The sequence below is a fragment of the Streptomyces sp. DG2A-72 genome, from assembly GCF_030499575.1.
In the GTDB taxonomy this organism is placed as follows: Bacteria; Actinomycetota; Actinomycetes; order Streptomycetales; family Streptomycetaceae; genus Streptomyces.
The window spans coordinates 2,181,871-2,200,202 of the sequence record NZ_JASTLC010000001.1 but is presented as its reverse complement, the minus strand read 5'-3'; the positions used below and the strand labels follow the sequence as shown (position 1 = coordinate 2,200,202).

The 18,332-nt window shown below is 70.2% G+C and carries 19 protein-coding genes and 3 pseudogenes; 12 read left to right on the top strand and 10 right to left on the bottom strand.

The window, feature by feature from the left end; translation table 11 throughout:
• Positions 1-89: 89 nt before the first annotated feature.
• Both QQY66_RS10510 and QQY66_RS10505 read right to left on the bottom strand, forming a co-directional pair.
• Positions 90-563 carry a GNAT family N-acetyltransferase gene (locus QQY66_RS10510; protein WP_301978873.1) on the bottom strand — a complete coding sequence of 158 codons (474 nt, stop codon included), beginning with the start codon at positions 561-563 and terminating at the stop codon, positions 90-92.
• Positions 564-567: 4 nt separating this feature from the next.
• Positions 568-1,341 (bottom strand): IclR family transcriptional regulator, encoded by a 774-nt coding sequence (locus QQY66_RS10505; RefSeq protein WP_301978872.1) that lies wholly within the window; start codon positions 1,339-1,341, stop codon positions 568-570.
• Positions 1,342-1,474: 133 nt separating this feature from the next.
• Here QQY66_RS10505 and QQY66_RS10500 point away from each other — a divergent pair, with 133 nt between their 5' ends.
• Together QQY66_RS10500 and QQY66_RS10495 are read left to right on the top strand one after the other, a co-directional pair.
• Positions 1,475-3,004: an aldehyde dehydrogenase (NADP(+)) gene (locus tag QQY66_RS10500; RefSeq protein WP_301978870.1), complete on the top strand. Its 1,530-nt coding sequence runs from the start codon at positions 1,475-1,477 to the stop codon at positions 3,002-3,004.
• A gap of 103 nt (positions 3,005-3,107) precedes the next feature.
• Positions 3,108-3,716: a DUF1349 domain-containing protein gene (locus tag QQY66_RS10495; RefSeq protein WP_301978869.1), complete on the top strand. Its 609-nt coding sequence runs from the start codon at positions 3,108-3,110 to the stop codon at positions 3,714-3,716.
• On the opposite strand, the pseudogene QQY66_RS10490 reads toward QQY66_RS10495, so the two are convergent.
• A pseudogene (locus QQY66_RS10490) lies at positions 3,676-4,373 on the bottom strand (MFS transporter); the annotation flags it as partial. The gene QQY66_RS10495 and the pseudogene QQY66_RS10490 overlap by 41 nt on opposite strands.
• Here QQY66_RS10490 and QQY66_RS10485 point away from each other — a divergent pair.
• From QQY66_RS10485 to QQY66_RS10460, 6 genes and pseudogenes are all read left to right on the top strand, one after another.
• A pseudogene (locus QQY66_RS10485) lies at positions 4,367-4,519 on the top strand (AraC family transcriptional regulator); the annotation flags it as partial. The pseudogenes QQY66_RS10490 and QQY66_RS10485 overlap by 7 nt on opposite strands.
• Before the next feature lie 108 nt (positions 4,520-4,627).
• Positions 4,628-5,119, top strand: coding sequence for a GNAT family N-acetyltransferase (locus tag QQY66_RS10480; RefSeq protein WP_301987264.1), 492 nt, complete (start codon positions 4,628-4,630; stop codon positions 5,117-5,119).
• A gap of 75 nt (positions 5,120-5,194) precedes the next feature.
• Entirely contained in the window at positions 5,195-5,914 is a 720-nt protein-coding gene (locus QQY66_RS10475; RefSeq protein WP_301978868.1) for a DsbA family oxidoreductase, read from the top strand.
• 107 nt (positions 5,915-6,021) lie between these two features.
• Positions 6,022-7,071 (top strand): aminotransferase class V-fold PLP-dependent enzyme, encoded by a 1,050-nt coding sequence (locus QQY66_RS10470; protein ID WP_301978867.1) that lies wholly within the window; start codon positions 6,022-6,024, stop codon positions 7,069-7,071.
• Between the two features lie 285 nt (positions 7,072-7,356).
• Positions 7,357-7,746, top strand: a pseudogene (locus QQY66_RS10465) (RNA polymerase sigma factor); the annotation flags it as partial.
• Between the two features lie 60 nt (positions 7,747-7,806).
• Entirely contained in the window at positions 7,807-8,808 is a 1,002-nt protein-coding gene (locus QQY66_RS10460) for a maleylpyruvate isomerase family mycothiol-dependent enzyme (protein WP_301978866.1), read from the top strand.
• A 3-nt stretch (positions 8,809-8,811) separates the two neighbouring features.
• Here the strand turns inward: QQY66_RS10460 and thpD are convergent, their stop codons facing one another.
• The 6 genes from thpD to QQY66_RS10430 form a co-directional block, all read right to left on the bottom strand.
• On the bottom strand, positions 8,812-9,699 hold the full coding sequence (gene thpD, locus QQY66_RS10455) for an ectoine hydroxylase (RefSeq protein WP_301978865.1): 888 nt from the start codon (positions 9,697-9,699) through the stop codon (positions 8,812-8,814).
• Positions 9,700-9,705: 6 nt separating this feature from the next.
• A complete protein-coding gene (locus tag QQY66_RS10450; protein ID WP_301987262.1) occupies positions 9,706-10,104 on the bottom strand; it encodes an ectoine synthase in 399 nt (132 codons plus the stop codon).
• A 31-nt stretch (positions 10,105-10,135) separates the two neighbouring features.
• Positions 10,136-11,407, bottom strand: coding sequence for a diaminobutyrate--2-oxoglutarate transaminase (ectB, locus tag QQY66_RS10445; RefSeq protein WP_301978864.1), 1,272 nt, complete (start codon positions 11,405-11,407; stop codon positions 10,136-10,138).
• A 38-nt stretch (positions 11,408-11,445) separates the two neighbouring features.
• Positions 11,446-11,964, bottom strand: coding sequence for a diaminobutyrate acetyltransferase (gene ectA, locus QQY66_RS10440; protein ID WP_301978863.1), 519 nt, complete (start codon positions 11,962-11,964; stop codon positions 11,446-11,448).
• A 328-nt stretch (positions 11,965-12,292) separates the two neighbouring features.
• A complete protein-coding gene (locus QQY66_RS10435) occupies positions 12,293-12,820 on the bottom strand; it encodes a DinB family protein (protein WP_301978861.1) in 528 nt (175 codons plus the stop codon).
• A gap of 29 nt (positions 12,821-12,849) precedes the next feature.
• Entirely contained in the window at positions 12,850-13,950 is a 1,101-nt protein-coding gene (locus QQY66_RS10430; protein WP_301978860.1) for an alanine--glyoxylate aminotransferase family protein, read from the bottom strand.
• A 181-nt stretch (positions 13,951-14,131) separates the two neighbouring features.
• Here QQY66_RS10430 and QQY66_RS10425 point away from each other — a divergent pair, with 181 nt between their 5' ends.
• The 4 genes from QQY66_RS10425 to QQY66_RS10410 are packed head-to-tail and all read left to right on the top strand — an operon-like array spanning position 14,132 to position 17,706.
• The gene (locus tag QQY66_RS10425; protein WP_301978859.1) at positions 14,132-14,977 is read left to right on the top strand and encodes a transporter substrate-binding domain-containing protein; all 846 of its coding nucleotides are present in this window, start codon (positions 14,132-14,134) and stop codon (positions 14,975-14,977) included.
• Positions 14,974-15,801, top strand: coding sequence for an amino acid ABC transporter permease (locus QQY66_RS10420; protein WP_301978857.1), 828 nt, complete (start codon positions 14,974-14,976; stop codon positions 15,799-15,801). The genes QQY66_RS10425 and QQY66_RS10420 overlap by 4 nt, the downstream gene beginning before the upstream one ends.
• Complete coding sequence (locus QQY66_RS10415; RefSeq protein ID WP_301978856.1) at positions 15,798-16,589, top strand: amino acid ABC transporter ATP-binding protein; 792 nt, start codon at positions 15,798-15,800, stop codon at positions 16,587-16,589. The genes QQY66_RS10420 and QQY66_RS10415 overlap by 4 nt, the downstream gene beginning before the upstream one ends.
• Positions 16,590-16,611: 22 nt before the next feature.
• The gene (locus QQY66_RS10410) at positions 16,612-17,706 is read left to right on the top strand and encodes an amidohydrolase family protein (RefSeq protein ID WP_301978855.1); all 1,095 of its coding nucleotides are present in this window, start codon (positions 16,612-16,614) and stop codon (positions 17,704-17,706) included.
• A gap of 59 nt (positions 17,707-17,765) precedes the next feature.
• On the opposite strand, the gene QQY66_RS10405 is transcribed toward QQY66_RS10410, so the two are convergent.
• Positions 17,766-18,311 carry an Imm1 family immunity protein gene (locus tag QQY66_RS10405; protein ID WP_301978854.1) on the bottom strand — a complete coding sequence of 182 codons (546 nt, stop codon included), beginning with the start codon at positions 18,309-18,311 and terminating at the stop codon, positions 17,766-17,768.
• Positions 18,312-18,332 lie beyond the last annotated feature (21 nt).

Here is an 18,332-nt window from a genome sequence, read left to right as displayed (position 1 = left end):
CCGGCACGTCCTGCGCCACGACGATCCGCCTCCGCCGGACGGGGGAGGGGCCTCAGCCAGAGCCTCAGCCCGAGCCGCGGCCCCGCGCCTCAACCCTCCAGCGTCAGCACGACCTCGTCGATCTCCTCGCCTCGCGCGTTCGCGAAACCCCTTTCCCGGGCCGTCAGCCGGAAGCCGCACTTCTCCAGCACGCGCAGCGACCCCGCGTTGTCCGCCGCGGCCCGTGCGTACAACGGGCGTTCAGGGGCCTGAATCAGCAGCACCCGGAGGGCCGCCGTGGCGACACCCCGTCCCCAGTACGCCCGGTCGACCCAGTACGTCACCTCACGCTCGTCCGGCTCCCCGTACACCGCCGCGTGCCCCACCACGTCACCGTCCGCCAGGACCGTACGGTGCAGGACGCCGGCCGAGGACCGGATCCGCTTCCAGTGGGCGTCGAAGGCGTCCCGGTCGGCCGGGTCCTTCGGGGTGAAGGCCGCCATCCACAGGGCCTCCGGGTCGTTCATCTGCCGGTAGAAGACGGGCAGATCGCTGTCGTGAACCTCGCGGAGTTCCACATTCATGGCGTCAGAGCCTACGGGTGGCCAGTGTCAGCCGGTCCCGTGCGTCGAACAGCGCGTCCTTCACCATCTGCTCATGGGCCGGGGTCAGCCGCGCCACCGGTACCGAGCAGCTGATCGCGTCCCGGGCCGGGGTGCGGTACGGGATCGCGACGCCGAAGCAGCGCAGCCCCAGCGTGTTCTCCTCGCGGTCGACGGCGAAGCCCTGCTCCCGGACCTGGTGCAGCTCCTCGATGAGCTTCTCGCGGTCGGTGATCGTGTTCTCGGTGAGGGCGGGCAGCGTCTCCGGGAGCATCTTGCGGACCTGTTCGTCCGTGTACGTGCTCAGCAGCGCCTTGCCGAGGGAGGTGGAGTGGGCCGGGAGGCGGCGGCCGACCCTCGTGAAGGGGCGCAGGTAGTGCTGGGACTGGCGGGTGGCCAGGTAGACGACGTTCGTGCCGTCCAGACGGGCCAAGTGGATGGTTTCCGTCGTGTCGTCCGACAGGCGGTCCAGCGTCGGACGGGCCGCCGTGACCACCTCGTCCCCGTCGATGTACGACGTACCGACCAGCAGTGCCCGTACGCCGATCCCGTACCGCGTGCCCGTCGCGTCCGTCTCCACCCAGCCCAGCTCGACCAGCGTGCGCAGCAGCATGTAGAGGCTGGACTTGGGGTACCCGACGGCCTCCTGGACCGCCGCGAGGGAGTGCATTCCGGGGCGTCCGGCGAAATACTCGAGCAGTTCAACAGTCCTTACCGCGGACTTGACCTGCGCTCCGCCCCCCGTCTCGCCAGCCGACATCGCCCTTGACCCCTTCGTTCGACGGGAAATAGTCTCCAACAGCATATTCACCATCAGAGACAGCGTTCAGCATATCGAACGACCCTGGTGAATGACCCAGTACTGCGGCATTACATATGTGGAGGGACCCGCGGTGGCAGCAGCACCAGTCTGGAGTGTCGACCCCCGAACCGGGAAGCAGCGGGAACAGGTTGCGGTGGAGGCCACAGCCCAGGAGGTGGACGCCGCCGTCCGTGCCGCGCACGACGCGCGTGGCGCCCTGGCCGACCGCACGGTCCGCTCGGCCTTCCTGCGGACCGCCGCCGACCGGCTCGAGGCGGCCAAGGATCAGCTCGTCGAGGCCGCCGACGCCGAGACCGCGCTCGGCCCGGTCCGGCTGACCGGGGAACTCGCGCGCACCTGCTACCAGCTGCGTGCCTTCGCCGACATCGTCGACGAGGGCGCCTTCCTCGACGTCGTCATCAACCACCCCGACGCCACCGCGACCCCGCCGATCCCGGACCTGCGCCGCTACAAGGTGCCCCTCGGCGTCGTCGCCGTCTACTCGGCGTCCAACTTCCCCTTCGCCTTCTCGGTCGCCGGCGGCGACACCGCGAGCGCGCTGGGCGCGGGCTGCCCGGTGGTCGTCAAGGCACACCCCGACCACCCGGGCCTGTCCGAGCTGGTCGCGGCCGTGCTGCGGTCCGCCGCCGCGGCGCACGGCATCCCCGCGGGCGTCGTGGGCCTCGTCCACGGCTTCGAGGCGGGCATCGAGCTGATCAAGCACCCGCAGGTCGCCGCGGCCGGGTTCACCGGTTCGGTACGAGGCGGGCGTGCCCTGTTCGACGCGGCTGCCGCGCGGCCGGTCCCGATCCCCTTCCACGGCGAGCTGGGTTCGCTGAACCCCGTGCTCATCACCGAGGCCGCCGCCGCCGAGCGTGCGGAAGCCATCGGCACGGGGCTGGCCGGTTCGATGACGCTGGGCGTCGGACAGTTCTGCGTGAAGCCCGGGCTCGTGCTGGCGCCGCAGGGCGCGGCGGGCGACCGGCTGCTCAAGTCGCTGACGGAGGCGGTCAGCGACACGGAGGCGGGCGTTCTGCTCGATCACCGGATGCGCGACAACTTCGTGGCCGGGGTCGCCGAGCGGGCCGAACTGCCCGACGTGGACTCGCCGGTGACGCCGGGCGCGGGTGGGGAGCACACCGTCAGTGCGGGGTTCCTCACGGTGCCTGCCGAGAAGCTGACCAGCGAGGGGGCGTACGACCTGCTGCTGGAGGAGTGCTTCGGGCCGGTCACCGTGGTGGCCCGCTACGAGGACGAGGCCGAGGCGAAGGGCGTGCTGTCCCGGCTGCCGGGGAATCTGACGGCGACGGTTCATCTGTCGTCGGAGGAGGCGGCGGGGGAGGGGCGTGGGCCCGAGCTGCTGGCCGATCTGACGCCGCTGGCCGGCCGGGTGCTGGTGAATGGGTGGCCGACGGGGGTCGCGGTGGCGCCCGCGCAGCATCATGGAGGGCCCTACCCGGCTACGACGTCGACCTCTACTTCGGTGGGCGGTACGGCTATTGAGCGGTGGTTGCGGCCGGTTGTTTATCAGGGGGCGCCTGAGGCGCTGCTTCCTGCGGAGCTTCGGGATGGGAATCCGCTGGGGTTGCCTCGGCGGTTCAACGGCAGTCTGGAGCGGTAGCGCCGTTGGGGGTGCGGTTGTCTGCGGGCTGCGGGTTCGTTGTGGCTTGTCGCGCAGTTCCCCGCGCCCCTTAAGGCGTTGCAGCCCCTGAGACACTTGGTGGATGGACGTGGAACTTCCCGAACTGCCTTTCCCCCTCCATACCTACGGACCCGACGGGCACTGGGCCTATGAGGACGGCATCCTCAGTGGGTGGGCCGGGGCCCGGCAGGATCGGTTCGTGTCGCCCACCGGTGAGGCGTTGGATCCCGCCTCTGACGCGCCGCGGCTGTTGGGGGCGCCCGTCGGGGACTTTCAGCTGATCGCTCGGGTCACCGTCGGGTTTGCCGCGGCCTTTGACGCGGGGGTGTTGTACGTCCATGTCGGGGAGCGGGCCTGGGCGAAGCTGTGTCTGGAGTACTCCCCGGATGTGCCCACCGTGTGCACGGTGGTCACCCGGGGGCACTCCGATGACGCCAACTCCTTCACTGTGGAGGGCAGTTCGGTCTGGCTCCGGGTGAGCCGGACCGGCCGTTCCTTCGCCTTCCATGCCTCCCGTGACGGTGAACGCTGGACCTTCGTGCGGCTGTTCACGCTGGGCGACGCGGCGGAGACGGGCTCCGCCCTGGTCGGCTTCATGACGCAGTCGCCGATGGGAGAGGGCTGTGTGGTGACGTACGACCACATCGAGTTCAGGACCGACTGGCCGAAGGATCTGAGGGACGGCAGCTGAGCAGCAGGGTCGCGCTGATCCCGAGGCTCAACCGCATACCGGCCACGAAACCGTCGGAGATCAGCGTCCCGAACGCGGCGATCCCCAGGGCTCCGGCCATCTGCCGCGCCGAGTTGAGCACGCCGCGGTCAGCGGCGACACCGTCAGGGCGCAGCCCAGTGCCATGGGGACGAGGAGCAGGGCCACCAGGGGGACGACCGGGTGAGGTCGGCGTGCCTCGATCCTGACGAACGCGACAGCGGCGACCACTGCCATGGCCGGCGCCGCCCATCCCGCCGTGCCGCCCTCGATCACCGCGAAGGTCAGTGCCGTGAGCGCCGCCACCGCCGTCACCTGGCCGGGCAGGTCGAGCGGTGCCGGGCGGCGCCGTGAGCGCGGGGCCCGCACCAGCAGTACGAGGATCAGGGCACCGACCGGCAGGTTGACGAAGAAGATCCCGCGCCAGTCCCAGGCCGTCGTCAGCGCACTGCCCGCCACCGAACCGCCCGTGGCCCACACGGCCACCGCGCGGGCCCGTCGCGCCGGATCGGCGTACGCCTGCCGCACCAGCGCGAGCGAGGCCGGCAGGACCACGGCCGCCGCCACGCCCTGCACCGTCCGCGCGCCGATCAGGGTGGCCAGATTCGGCGCCAGGCCACAGGCCGCCGAGGCGAGCGTGGAAGGAACTCCTGGAAACCACCTCCCTGCCCATGGACCAGGTGGCCCGCTCCTGCGGCCTGGGCATCGCCGACTCCCTCCGCGCCCACGTGGTCCGCCGCACCGGCCTCGCCCCGAGCGCCTACCGGGCCCAGTTCAGCCGCCTCCAGCGGGAGAGGCGCGCCGGTGTCGAGAGCGTCGACACCGGCTGGAGCGCCTCGGAGGCGACCAGGAAAACACGGAACCGCGACGGCGGCCGGCACGTCCTCGGTGGCATGATCAGGGAGCCGCTGACCGGAAACCGAGTGATCCGTACGGTCCTGCCCGCCGAGGCGGACACCGTCGCCGCACTGCATGCGCGGGCCCGGGCGACGTACTACCCGGGCGGTGTCCCGGATGACGGCACCGACTGGATCGCCGCCTGGCGGGGCGTGATCCGGCGGCCGGACGCCCATGTGCTGTGTGCCGTCGAGTGCGGCCGTATCGTCGGCGTCGCGTCCTTCCGCACCCCCGAGGGAGCCCCCGCGGAATCGGTCAGGCTGTTCCAGTTCCATGTCGACCCCGACCACTGGGGCTCCGGCATCGGCACGGCCCTGCACACGGCCTGTGTCGAGCAGTGGCGAGTCGATCGCAAGCGCACCGCCGTACTCGATGTGCATGTCGACAACCAGCGGGCTCGGGCCTTCTACGGGCGCCGGGGCTGGGTCGCGGAGCCGTTCGACGGGAGCCGTCATCTGCGGCTGCACCTCACGACCGGCTGGGAATGAAAACGACCGCTTGAATGTTCACACACTCCGGCGGAGGGAGTCTCCGTTCCCGTACGACCTGGAGAGAGCCGAGACATGCGCGTCGAGATCTGGAGCGACATCGCCTGCCCCTGGTGCTACGTCGGCAAGGCCCGTTTCGAGAAGGCGCTCGCGGCCTTCCCGCACCGGGACGAGGTCGAGGTGGTGCACCGGTCCTTCGAGCTGGACCCCGGCCGGGCCAAGGGCGACACCCAGCCCGTGATCACGATGCTCACCAAGAAGTACGGCATGAGCGAGGCCCAGGCGCAGGCCGGGGAGGACAACCTCGGTGCGCAGGCCGCCGCGGAGGGACTCGACTACCGCACCCGCGGCCGGGACCACGGCAACACCTTCGACCTGCACCGGCTGCTCCACTTCGCCAAGGAACAGGGTCGGCAGGACGAACTGATCCAGGTCTTCTACCGGGCCAACTTCGCCGAGGAGCGCTCCCTCTTCTCCGAGGGCGACGAACGGCTGGTGGAGCTGGCCGTGGAGGCCGGACTCCTCGCGGCCGACGTGCGCAAGATCCTCGCCGACCCGGAGGCGTACGCCGACGATGTCCGTGCCGACGAGCGCGAGGCCGCCGAACTGGGCGCGAACGGCGTGCCCTTCTTCGTCCTCGACCGCAAGTACGGCGTCTCCGGCGCCCAGCCCCCCGAGGCCTTCGCCCAGGCCCTGACCCAGGCGTGGGGCGAGCGGCCCTCGCTCAAGCTCGTCGGCGAGGGAGCCGAGGCAGAGGCCTGCGGTCCCGAGGGCTGCGCGGTGCCCCAGGACTGACATCAGCACTGAGCTCGCAGGTCAGGGACGATGTATAAGCGTTCCTTCGCGGTACCACGCAAAAATACGCAATGGACTACGACTTCATCGGGGCCCAGAGTGGACCCATGGAGACCTTCGAGAGCCTGGTCCGTTCCGAGTTCGCCCCGAAGAGCACCTACCTCAACACCGCAAGCACCGGGCTGATGCCGACCCGGACGGTGGCCGCCGTGCGGACCGCCGTGGAGGCCTCGGCTGCCGGGCGGCCGACCGACATGTTCGCCGACGTCGAGGCCGCCCGCGCCTCCTTCGCGCGTCTGACCCGGGTGCCCGACCGCCGGGTGGCGGCGGGCGCCTCGGTCGCCGTCTACACCGGCCTGATCGCCGCCTCCCTGCCCGAGGGCGCCGAAGTCCTCACCGCCGAGGCCGACTTCAGCTCCACGGTGACCCCGTTCCACATCCGCGGCGACCTCAAGGTGCGCACGGTGCCGCTGGAGCGGATCGCCGACTCCGTACGGCCCGGCACCGCGCTGGTCGCGGTGAGTGCCGCGCAGTCGGCCGACGGCCGGATCGCCGACCTGCCCGCGATCCGCGCCGCCGCGCAGCAGCACGGGGCGCGTACCTACATCGACGCGTCCCAGGCCACCGGCTGGCTGGACCTGGACGCGGACGACTACGACTACGTCTCCTCCGTCGCCTTCAAGTGGCTCGTCTGCCCGCGCGGCGTCGCCTTCCTGGTCGTCCCGGAGGATCTCGGCGGTCTCGCCCCGGTCTTCGCCGGCTGGGTCGCGGGGGAGGAGCCCTGGGACAGCTGCTACGGCCCGGTCGAGGAACTCGCCCACTCCGCACGGCGGTTCGACGAGAGCCCGGCACTCTTCGCCTACGCCGGCGCCCGCCACTCCCTCGCCCTGCTGGAGGAGATCGGCGTGGACGCCGTACGCGCCCACGACCTGGCCCTCGCCGACCGCTTCCGCACCGGTCTCGCCACCCTCGGCCACGAACCCGTGCCCGCCCCCGGCTCGGCGATCGTCTCCGTGCCCGGTCTGGGCCACCGCCGGCCCGAGCTGAGCAGCGCCGGAATCGAGGTCTCCGACCGCGCGGGCAACCTGCGCGCGGCCTTCCATCTGTACAACACGACGGCCGACGTCGACCGCCTGCTGGACGCCCTGTCTTCCTGAACCAACCGGCCTGGTAAGATCAACGGCGGCCGAGGAGACGGCCTGTGTGAGTCAACCGCATCGGGTGCTGCCCGCCAGATCTTTGGTACAGCACCTGCGGCAGCCCGCCGACCTGCGGGCCTCTGCTCACCGAACTCCGGACCGGCTCCGAGCAACCCCGGATGAGACACCGCGAGGTGACCACGCCGGAGCGCCCGGACCAGCCGACCGGATGCAGTCCGTATCTCCTTCGGGAACTGCGGATCAAGTCTTAGGAAGGGCACCAGGGGTCCGTCCGCCGTCCGTGATGCGCGCCGGGGCAGCCTGCGCACCTGGCTGTCCCTGCTCGTCCACCGGCGGGCCGTGGACTGGGTGCGCAGCGAGGCCCGGCACCGCAAGGACGCCCGCGCCGACGACTCCGCGCTGCACGCCATCCCCGACGCCGGACCCGGCCCCGACGAGACGGTCGTCGACCGGGAGCGCTCCCTGCTGCTGCACTCCGCGCTCGCCGAACTACCGCAGCCGCAACGGGAGGTCGTGCACCTCGCCTACTTCGCGGGCCGCACCTACCGGCAGGCCGCGGCGGAACTGGGGATACCCGAGGGCACGGCCAAGACCCGGCTGCGCACCGCCCTGCGCACCTTGGCGGAAACTTTGGCCGACCCGCCCGATCCGGCGCTCGAAAGGGGCGCATGATGGCGGGAGGGGTACTCGCAACGAACAGGCACAACGAACAGGCGGGGGAGGAGGCGCGCGATGACCGACGATCATGAGGCGGTACGTGACCTGCTCGTCGCCTGGGGCTTCGGGGTCCTCGACCCGGCCGACGAGCAGACCGTCCGGACGCACCTGGCGGGGTGCGAGAGCTGCGCGGCGGAGGCGGCACGGCTGCGGGGGACGGTACGACTCCTGGACGGGCCGCCGCTGAACGCTCCCGCGCGGCCGGCCGACGGTGCGCTCTCCCTCGCCCTGCGTACCCGCCCGGCCGCCTTCCGAGCCGCCGGACACGCCGCCCCCTACGCCGCCACCGTCGCCGGGCTCAAGGCTCTGCTGCCCGAACTGGAGGGCCGGTGGGCCACACCGGTCGTGCACGACTGGGACGCGCATGCCACCGTCGCCCACCTCCTTGCCGCCGACGAGCACCTGGCAGGCCGGCTGGGCGTCGAGGCGTGCGTGCCGCCCTCGCGGATCGAGGAGGGCACGCCCTGGCAGGACGCCTGGAACCGCCGTACCGCCGATGTCATCGCCCACGAGCACGGTCGTACGCCCCAGGAGACCGTGGCCGAATGGGCCGCGCAGGCGGACGCGCTGCTCGGCACGCCCGAGGCCCGCGACGCCGAACTCGCCGCACGCGCCATGATGTTGATGGGGATGCGGCTGCCCATCGCCGATCACTTCCTGGTACGCGCCTTCGAGACGTGGATCCACACCGACGACATCGGCCGCGCCCTCGGCCTAGCGGTCCCGCCGCCGCCCCAGGAGCACTTGGGGCAGCTGGTCCGCCTCGCCGTCCGTGTCCTCGGCCTGTCCCTCGGACCCACCGCGCCCCCGGTGCTGTTCTCGGTCACCGGGGGCGAGGAGTGGGTACTGGGTTCCGATGCCGAGCCCGTACAGGCCGAACTCACTCTCGATCCCGTCGACTTCTGCCTGCTCGTCGGCGGGCGGTACGCGCCGGAGACGGTGCCGAGGGGAGAAACAGGCGACGCGGCCGCCGTACGGAACGTACTGGAGCGGGCCGCGTCGCTGTCGTGGCTGTGAGAGTCACTTCACCGGCGTGAAGTCCCGCGCCCCGATGAACTCCGGCCGCCGAATCGGCGCCGCGAACGGCTCGACCGCCGCGTTCTCCACGCTGTTGAACACGATGAACACGTTGCTGCGCGGGAACGGCGTGATGTTGTCGCCCGACCCGTGCATGCAGTTGCAGTCGAACCAGGTCGCCGAACCCGCCCGGCCGGTGAACAGCTTGATGCCGTACTGGCCGGCCAGCGAGGTCAGCGCCTCGTCGGACGGGGTGCCCGCGTCCTGCATCTGGAGGGACTGCTTGTAGTTGTCCTTCGGTGTGGCCCCCGCACACCCGAGGAACGTCCTGTGCGACCCCGGCATGATCATGAGGCCGCCGTTGGTGTCGTAGTTCTCGGTCAGCGCGATCGAGACGGACACCGTGCGCATGTTCGGCAGACCGTCCTCGGCGTGCCAGGTCTCGAAGTCGGAGTGCCAGTAGAAGCCGCTGGCCCCGAAGCCCGGCTTGACGTTGATCCGCGACTGGTGGACGTACACGTCCGAGCCGAGGATCTGCCGGGCCCGTCCGACGACCCGCTCGTCCCGCACCAGCGCGGCGAACACCTCGCTGATCCGGTGCACTTCGAAGACCGAGCGGATCTCCTGGGACTTGGGCTCGACGATGGACCGCTCGTCGGCGCGGATCGCCGGGTCGGTGACGAGCCGCTCCAGCTCCTGCCGGTAGACGGTGACTTCGTCCTCGGTGATGATCTGCTCGAGAGCGAAGAAGCCGTCCCGCTCGAACACCTGGAGATCGGCCGCCGAGAAGGGGCCCGGCGCGCCCGGAGCCGACCAGACGACCGGGTCCTGGCGGGGTACGGCCACCTCGGCGGCGCCTCGGGTGGGGTACAGGTCCGTGATCGTGGTCATGAGGTGTCAGCCCTCCTCGGTCAGCAGCGGGTATACGCCGTTCTCGTCATGGTCCTCCCGGCCGGTCACGGGCGGGTTGAAGACACAGATGCAGCGGAAGTCCTCCTTGATCCGCATCGTGTGCCGCTCGTGGCCGTCGAGGAGGTACATGGTCCCGGGCGTGATCGTGTACTTCCGCCCGGTCTCGTCGTCGGTCAGCTCGGCCTCGCCCTGCACGCATACGACGGCCTCGATGTGGTTCGCGTACCACATCGACGTCTCCGTACCCGCGTACAGGATCGTCTCGTGCAGGGAGAAGCCGACCTTCTCCTTGGCGAGGACGATGCGCTTGCTCTCCCAGGTGCCGGACGCGGATTTCATATGCCGGTCGGTGCCTTCGATGTCCTTGAACGAACGGACGATCACGGTGCTCAACAGCTCCTTGTCTCGGGGTGATTCACACGGTTTCGCGTACGGCACGAGCGAGGACGCGCAGGCCCTCGTCGAGCTCTTCGGGGGTGATGGTGAGGGCGGGCAGCAGCTTGACGACCTCGCTCTCGGGGCCGGACGTCTCGATGAGCAGCCCGAGTTCGAAGGCACGCTTCGCGATCCGGTCGGCGCGGTCCTTGTCGTGGAACTCCATGCCCCACACCAGACCGCGACCGCGGTACTCCTTGACGTCGGCCAGGTTCTCCTCGGTGATCGAGATCAGCGCCTGCTCGATCTGCTCACCGCGGGCCCGGGTCTGCTTCTCCATCGCGGACCCGTCGGCCCAGTACGCCTCCAGGGCCGCGGTGGCCGTGACGAAGGCGGGGTTGTTGCCGCGGAAGGTGCCGTTGTGCTCGCCCGGCTCCCAGATGTCCAGCTCGGGCTTGAACAGGCACAGCGACATCGGCAGCCCGTAGCCGCTGATGGACTTGGACACGGTCACGATGTCGGGCGTGATGCCCGCCTCCTCGAAGGAGAAGAACGCCCCCGTACGTCCGCAGCCCATCTGGATGTCGTCGACGATGAGCAGCATGTCCTGCCGCTCGCACAGCTCGGACAGCGCCCGCAGCCACTGCGGGCGGGCCACGTTGATGCCGCCCTCGCCCTGCACGGTCTCGACGATCACGGCGGCGGGCTTGTTGAGCCCGGAGCCCTGGTCCTCGAGCAGCCGCTCGAACCACAGGAAGTCCTCGACCGTGCCGTCGAAGTAGTTGTCGAACGGCATCGGCGTCCCGTGCACCAGCGGGACCCCCGCGCCGGCCCGCTTGAAGGCGTTACCGGTCACGGCGAGCGACCCCAGCGACATGCCGTGGAAGGCGTTGGTGAACGACACGATGGCCTCGCGGCCCTTCACCTTCCGCGCCAGCTTCAGCGCGGACTCCACGGCGTTGGTGCCGGTCGGGCCCGGGAACATGACCTTGAACGGCAGGTCACGCGGGCGCAGGACGAGGTCCTGGAAGGTCTGCAGGAAGGTGCGCTTGGCGGTGGTCGACATGTCGAGCCCGTGCGTGACGCCGTCCCGCTCCAGGTAGTCGATCAACGCCCGTTTCAGCACGGGGTTGTTGTGCCCGTAGTTCAGGGATCCGGCGCCGGCGAAGAAGTCCAGGTACTCGTGGCCGTCCTCGTCGTACATACGGCTGCCCTGCGCGCGGTCGAAGACGGTGGGCCAGCCGCGGCAGTAGCTGCGTACCTCGGACTCCAGGGTCTCGAAGACGCTGAGGTCGGGCTGGGTGATGGTCACGACGAATCGCTCCTCGAAGCGTAAGAGTGTGGGGGAGGTCAGAGGGACAGGGGCCCGATGCGGTACAGCACTTCGGGATCGTGCGGACCGTCGGGGAACTGCCCCGCCTCGAACAGGACTTCACGCTCGACGCGCGCACCGTGGCGTTCGGCGTACGAGGTGAAGAGCCGCTCGGACGCGGTGTTGCCCGGCGTGATGGTGGTCTCGACGTCGGTCAGCGGGCGCTCGGCCGCGACGCGCGCGGTGAGCCCGTCCAGCAGCCGGGCGGCCAGCCCCTGTCCCCGGTGCTCGGAGTCGACGGCCACCTGCCACACCAGCAGGGTCCGCGGGCGCTCGGGCCGCACATACCCGGTGACGAAGCCGACGGGCCTTCCGTCGGCGGCGCGCGCCACGGCCGACGTACCGGCGAAGTCACGGCACCACAGCAGATAGCTGTACGAGGAGTTGAGGTCGAGCTTCCCCGAGTCTCTGGCGATTCGCCAGAGCGCGGCGCCGTCCGACACCGCCGGACGGTCGATGTGCAGGTCTGCGTGCAAGTCTGCTTGTGCGGCAGTCATGCGAATTGAATTTACCGAGGGAAAATCCGAATTGCATGGCCGGACGGGGTTACGTGTCGGCGGTTCATGTGTTATCGCGCGGGCGTGAGCGGATGCATGGAAGTGAGGGGTTTGGTGCGATTTGACCTGCGCATAACGGGCAAATCGACGGTGATGTGTAACGCGTCACAACCATGCAACCCTCGCGAGATCTGCCCGAAACGCACCGGTTGGTGTTCGCGAAATCTTTGTGTTTAGGTCGGGGGAAAGCGGGCAGAAGAATACGGGAAGCTGCTCTCGATTGAATTCTCGAATGGCAGGCCGATAATCCCGGAATTCAATGCCGAATTCAGGCTCCGGTCACTCCGTCGATCCGCTCCCGCAGCAGGTCCGCATGGCCGTTGTGCCGGGCGTACTCCTCGATCATGTGGATCAGCACCCACCGCAGGCTGACCTCCAGACCGGCCACGGGCTCGTCCACCATCCGCCCGGTGTCGTCGAGCGACCGCCCGGCGATCAGCTCTTCACTCCGGGCGACCTCCCGCCGCCACACCGTGAGCGCCTCGTCCAGCCCGCGGTCGGGGTCCAGGACATACCCGCTCTCCTCCCCGAACACCGGCGGCACGTCCAGCCCGGCGAACACCCGCTGGAACCAGTTCCGTTCGATCTCGGCGAGATGCTGCACGAGCCCGAGGAGGGTGAGCGAGGACGGCTCGACGGACGCCAGCCGCACCTGAGTGTCGTCCAGCCCCGCGCACTTCAGCTGGAGCGTGGCCCGGTGAAAGGCCAACCAACTCTGGAGCATGGGGAGTTCGTCGCCGGTCATGAGGGGGATGGGGCGACCGTCGGGGAGGGTGAGGGATGTGTTGGACGTCATGGGGCGAGCATGGCACGGCGCACTGACAACTACACCCAGGCGGCCTCGGCCGCCCGCCGGGCCCCGTCCAGGTCCACTTCCAGCCCCTTCTCGGCGAGCGCCGCCCCCAGTGCCACCAGACTCGCCCGGACCGCTCCCCGCGTCGCGTCGACGCCGTAGTGGTTCACCCGGATCATCTCCTTGGCCAGCGCGCCCCCGCCCGCGGCCAGCGGCAGCGCGGGATCCGACGCCAGCGCCCGCGACACCAGCTCGGACGCCACCACCCCCGCCGGCGCCCGCAGCGTCGTGGCCACCGGCGCCGCGTCCGCGGCCTCGTACACATACGGCTCCAGCCCGCCGCCCAGCGCCGACGCGCCCGCCCGCGTCGCCGCGGCGGCACCCGCGTGCCGGGCCATCACGGTGTCCAGACCGTCCGCCTCGATCCGCTCCACACACGCCTGAAGCGCCAGCATCTCCAACTGGGCCGGGGCGTGCAGCAGTGCCCGGCGCCCGCCGTCGATCCACCGCTCCTTCCAGTCGAGCAGCGACAGATACGACCGGCGCGGCGCCCGGGGATTCGCCGCCATCCGCGTCCACGCCCGCTCGCTCACCGACACCGCCGACACCCCCGCGGGCCCGCCCATCGCCTTCTGCGCCCCGATCACGCACAGGTCCACGCCCCACGCGTCCGGCAGTACCGGCTCGGCCCCGACGGAGGCGACGGCGTCCAGGTAGAAGAGCGCGCCGTGCTGCCGTACGACCTCGCCGATCTCCCCGACGGGGTTGGTATTGCCGGTCGCGGCCTCGGCGTGCACCAGCGACACGAAGTCGATCTCCGGGTGCTCGGCGAAGGCGTCCCGGATCTGCGCGGGGGTGACTGCCATGTGATAGGGCACCGCCAGATCGATCACCGTGGCGCCGCAGTCCCGCAGCCAGTCGCCGAAGGTCTGCCCGTACGGCCCGGTGATCACGTTCAGTGCGGTCGTGCCGGGCCCGGCGGTCCCGCGGATCGCCCCCTCCAGCGGCAGCAGCGCCTCGCCCTGCATGATCACCACGTCCTGCCGGGTACGCAGCAGTCGTGCCACGCGGTTCTCAATGGACGCGAAGTGCGCGGCGCTCAGCGGGGCCAGATCGAGGAAGGGGTGGGTCACGGCGGGCTCTCTTCACTTCGGGGACCGACGGAATCGAGGGTAACGGGCGCCTATGTCCCCTCTCGACCGGCGACTTCTTAGGCCGGACGGCCACTCGGCCATCGGTTTGGTTTGGGGTACTCAAACTTCTCCTTATAATCGGAACTCTGTCTTCCCATAGTTCCCCTCACAGGAGGTCCCCGTGATCACGGTCCTCGGGCGCCGGGCCCGCATTCTGGCCGCCACCACCGCGACGGCCGGGCTGGTGCTCGTGGCCGGCTGCTCATCGGACGACGACGGCGCGAGCGGCACGCAGACCGCCGCCGGCGGGGTCACCCTGGTCAAGGGCGGGCAGATCACCACCTGCACGCACCTGCCGTACCCGCCGTTCCAGTCGGAGATCGACGGCAAGGTGCAGGGCTTCGACGTCTCCCTGATCGACCTGGTCGCGGGGGACCTGGGCGTCAAGCAGAACATCGTCGACCAGCCCTTCGAGAACTTCAAGACCGGCGGCTCCCTCAACGCCGACCAGTGCGACCTGGCCGCGGCCGGCATGACCATCACCGAGGAGCGCAAGAAGAACGTCGACTTCTCGGACCCGTACTTCGAGGCCACCCAGGCCGTGCTGGTCGACAAGAAGAGCGGCATCAAGTCCTTCGCGGAGCTCAAGGGCAAGAAGGTCGGCGCCCAGGCGCAGACCACCGGCGAGGACTACGCCAAGAGCAAGGGCCTCGACCCGGTCTCCTTCGAGTCCTCCGACGCCGTCCTCAACGGCCTGCGCACCGGCCAGGTCGAGGCCGTCGTCATCGACTACCCGGTCGTCCAGGGCTGGCTGAAGGACAAGGCCAACGCCGCCGCCTTCGACGTCGCCGAGCAGATCAACACCGGTGAGCAGTACGGCTTCTCGGTGAAGAAGGGCAACACCAAGCTCGTCGACGCCATCGACAAGGCGCTCGCGGACGCCAAGGCGGACGGGACGTACAAGAAGCTGTACGAGCAGTGGATCGGCCCGTACGACGAGTCCGCGGCCTCCCCGTCCGCCTCATGACCGACGTCACCGTACAGCCGAAGAAGAAGGGCCTGACCCGGCGCCAGAAGCGCCGGGTCTCGCGCGGCATCCAGTACACCGTCTTCGTCGCGGCCGTGATCGCCTTCGCGGTCTCGGCCGACTGGGACCGGCTGCAGAACCAGTTCGCGCAGGTGGACATCGCCGAGCAGATGTTCCCGGACGTCATCACGCTGGCGCTGAAGAACACCGTGCTGTACACCCTGTCCGGCTTCGTCTTCGGACTGGTCCTCGGCATGGTGATCGCGCTGATGCGGCTGTCGTCCGTCGGCCCGTACCGCTGGCTGGCGAGCGTCTACATCGAGATCTTCCGCGGCCTGCCCGCCCTGCTGATCTTCATCTTCGTCGGCGTGGCCGTGCCGCTCGCCTTCCCGGGCACGGAGATCCCCGGCGGCACCTACGGCAAGGTCGCGCTCGCGCTCGGCCTGGTGTCCGCGGCCTACATGGCGGAGACCATCCGCGCGGGCATCCAGGCGGTGCCCAAGGGGCAGCTGGAGGCGGCCCGTTCGCTGGGCTTCTCACCGGCGCGGGCGATGATCTCGATCATCATCCCCCAGGCCTTCCGGATCATCCTCCCGCCGCTGACCAACGAGTTGGTGCTCCTGTTCAAGGACTCCTCCCTCGTGCTGTTCCTCGGCGTCACACTGGAGGAGCGGGAACTGTCCAAGTTCGGCCGCGACCTGGCCAGCCAGACCGCCAACTCCACGCCGATCCTGGTCGCGGGCCTGTGCTACCTGCTCGTCACGATCCCGCTCGGCTTCGTCGTACGCCGCATGGAGGCGAAGGCCCAGGAGGCCGTCAAGTGACCCGTCCAGAGATCCACGTCCGGGACCTGCACAAGTCCTTCGGCGACAACGAGGTGCTGCGCGGCATCGACCTGGAGATCAACCAGGGCGAGGTCGTGTGCGTGATCGGCCCGTCCGGCTCCGGCAAGTCCACGCTGCTGCGCTGCGTGAACCTGCTCGAAGAACCCACCAAGGGCCAGGTCTTCGTCGGCGGTACGGAGCTCACCGACCCCGATGTCGACATCGACGCGGTACGCCGCCGTATCGGCATGGTCTTCCAGCAGTTCAACCTCTTCCCGCACCTCTCGGTGACCGAGAACCTCACGCTGCCGCAGCGGCGGGTGCTGGGGCGGGGCAAGGCGGAGGCCGCGAAGGTCGCAGCCGAGAACCTGTCCCGGGTGGGCCTGTCCGAGAAGGCGGACGCCTACCCGTCGTCCCTCTCCGGCGGCCAGCAGCAGCGGGTGGCGATCGCCCGGGCGCTGGCGATGGGCCCCGAGGTGATGCTGTTCGACGAACCCACGTCGGCGCTTGACCCGGAGCTGGTCGGGGACGTCCTGGCCGTCATGCGCATGCTCGCCAACGAGGGCATGACCATGATGGTCGTCACCCACGAGATGACCTTCGCCCGCGAAGTCGCCGACCGCGTCGTCTTCATGGACGGCGGAGTGATCGTCGAGGACGGCCCCCCGGACCAGGTCATCGCCGACCCGGCCCACGAACGCACCCGCCACTTCCTCTCCCGCCTGCTCGACCCGGCGATGGCGGAGGTGGAGGAGGAGACGTCGGACCAGGTGGGGAAGTCCGAGTAGCGGCTTGGCTAGGGTGCCGTACATGAGCGACCAGGGTGCGGTGCTGCACGTGAAGGGCCGGGTCCTCGTCGGGCCCGACGACATCCGCGACGAACTCTGGGTGATCGGCGGGAGGATCTCGTACGACCGTCCCGCCGGCGTCCGCGACATCCGTACGGTCGAGGGCTGGGCCCTGCCCGGCCTGGTCGACGCGCACTGCCATGTCGGCCTCGGCCCGCACGGACCGGTCGATGCGGACGTGGCCGAGAAGCAGGCGCTGACGGACCGGGAGGCCGGGACCCTGCTGATCCGGGACGCGGGCTCGGCCTCGGACACCCGCTGGATCGACGACCGCGAGGATCTGCCGAAGATCATCCGGGCCGGCCGGCACATCGCCCGCACCCGCCGCTACATCCGCGACTTCGCCCACGAGATCGAACCGGACGACCTGGTCGCCTACGTCGCCCAGGAGGCCCGGCGCGGCGACGGCTGGGTCAAGCTGGTCGGCGACTGGATCGACCGCGACCTCGGCGATCTGTCGGCGTGCTGGCCGCGGGAGGCCGTGGAGGCGGGGATCGCGGAGGCCCACCGCCTCGGCGCCCGCGTGACGGCCCACTGCTTCGCCGAGGACTCCCTCCGCGACCTGGTCGAGTCCGGCATCGACTGCATCGAGCACGCGACCGGCCTCACGGACGACCTGATCCCCCTCTTCGCCGAACGCTCCGTCGCCGTCGTCCCCACCCTCGTCAACATCGCCACCTTCCCCCAACTCGCCGCCGGCGGCGAGACCCGCTACCCCCGCTGGTCCGCCCACATGCACCGCCTCTACGAACGCCGCTACGACACCGTCCGCAACGCCTACGACGCCGGCATCCCCGTCTACGTCGGCACGGACGCGGGCGGCTCCCTGGCCCACGGCTTGGTGGCGGGCGAGGTGGCGGAACTGGTCACGGCCGGGATCCCGCCGGTGGAGGCCCTGTCGGCGACGGCGTGGGGGGCGCGGCGGTGGCTCGGCCGCCCGGGTCTTGAGGAGGGCGCACCGGCGGACCTCGTCGTGTACGAGGCGGACCCACGGGCCGACGTACGGGTGCTGGCGGACCCGCGCAGGGTCGTGCTGAACGGACACGTCGTCGGCTGAACGTGCGAGGGTCCCGCCGGACGCATCCGGCGGGACCCTCGCTCACTGGCACCGCTCACTCAGGCGAACGGGTCGGTGTTCTCCACGAAGCCGGTCACGGGCTCCCGGTCGAGGCGCTGACCGTTCATGTGCCCCTCGACCCAGCGCACGCACTCCGGGCGGTCACCTGTGCCCGTGCGGCAGAACTCCTCCACCGCGGCCCGCACTTGTGGAGTCGGCAAAGCGCTGCGCGGGTCGTGGAACGAGGGAGCACCGGGGTCCGCCACTACCCGGGGATCGAAGTCCGGTGGCTGCGGATTGTCGGACACCCAGACGGAGTCGAAGATGCCGCCCCTGCGGGGACTGTCCTCGGTGACGCCCCAGACCAACGCGCCGTACCCCGTCGACCTGTTGACCGCGACACGGAGGTAGTTGTCGCCCACCGGGTTCCCGTCGTCGAGCCGCTGCTCGGCGAGGCAGAACCAGGCGTCCTCGCCGGGCGAGTACCACTCGCCCGCCCGGCCCTCCGGTTCCAGGCCGGCCAGGACCTCCGCGACCAGCCGGGACATCTCGTCCCAGGACTGCGCGTAGTGCCAGGCACGGCCGTACGACACGCTCAGGATCACGCTCGGTCAACTCTCTGATCG

What these genes read in the sequence shown, in the direction of transcription:
- QQY66_RS10470 (WP_301978867.1), top strand. Translation starts at nt 6,022, where the DNA reads ATGGAGACCTTCGAGAGCCTGGTCCGTTCCGAGTTCGCCCCGAAGAGC.
- QQY66_RS10475 (WP_301978868.1), top strand. Translation starts at nt 5,195, where the DNA reads ATGCGCGTCGAGATCTGGAGCGACATCGCCTGCCCCTGGTGCTACGTC.
- thpD (WP_301978865.1), bottom strand. Translation starts at nt 9,699, where the DNA reads ATGACCACGATCACGGACCTGTACCCCACCCGAGGCGCCGCCGAGGTG.
- QQY66_RS10495 (WP_301978869.1), top strand. Translation starts at nt 3,108, where the DNA reads ATGGACGTGGAACTTCCCGAACTGCCTTTCCCCCTCCATACCTACGGA.
- QQY66_RS10435 (WP_301978861.1), bottom strand. Translation starts at nt 12,820, where the DNA reads ATGACGTCCAACACATCCCTCACCCTCCCCGACGGTCGCCCCATCCCC.
- QQY66_RS10410 (WP_301978855.1), top strand. Translation starts at nt 16,612, where the DNA reads ATGAGCGACCAGGGTGCGGTGCTGCACGTGAAGGGCCGGGTCCTCGTC.
- ectA (WP_301978863.1), bottom strand. Translation starts at nt 11,964, where the DNA reads ATGACTGCCGCACAAGCAGACTTGCACGCAGACCTGCACATCGACCGT.
- QQY66_RS10505 (WP_301978872.1), bottom strand. Translation starts at nt 1,341, where the DNA reads ATGTCGGCTGGCGAGACGGGGGGCGGAGCGCAGGTCAAGTCCGCGGTA.
- QQY66_RS10420 (WP_301978857.1), top strand. Translation starts at nt 14,974, where the DNA reads ATGACCGACGTCACCGTACAGCCGAAGAAGAAGGGCCTGACCCGGCGC.
- QQY66_RS10460 (WP_301978866.1), top strand. Translation starts at nt 7,807, where the DNA reads ATGACCGACGATCATGAGGCGGTACGTGACCTGCTCGTCGCCTGGGGC.
- QQY66_RS10510 (WP_301978873.1), bottom strand. Translation starts at nt 563, where the DNA reads ATGAATGTGGAACTCCGCGAGGTTCACGACAGCGATCTGCCCGTCTTC.
- QQY66_RS10480 (WP_301987264.1), top strand. Translation starts at nt 4,628, where the DNA reads ATGATCAGGGAGCCGCTGACCGGAAACCGAGTGATCCGTACGGTCCTG.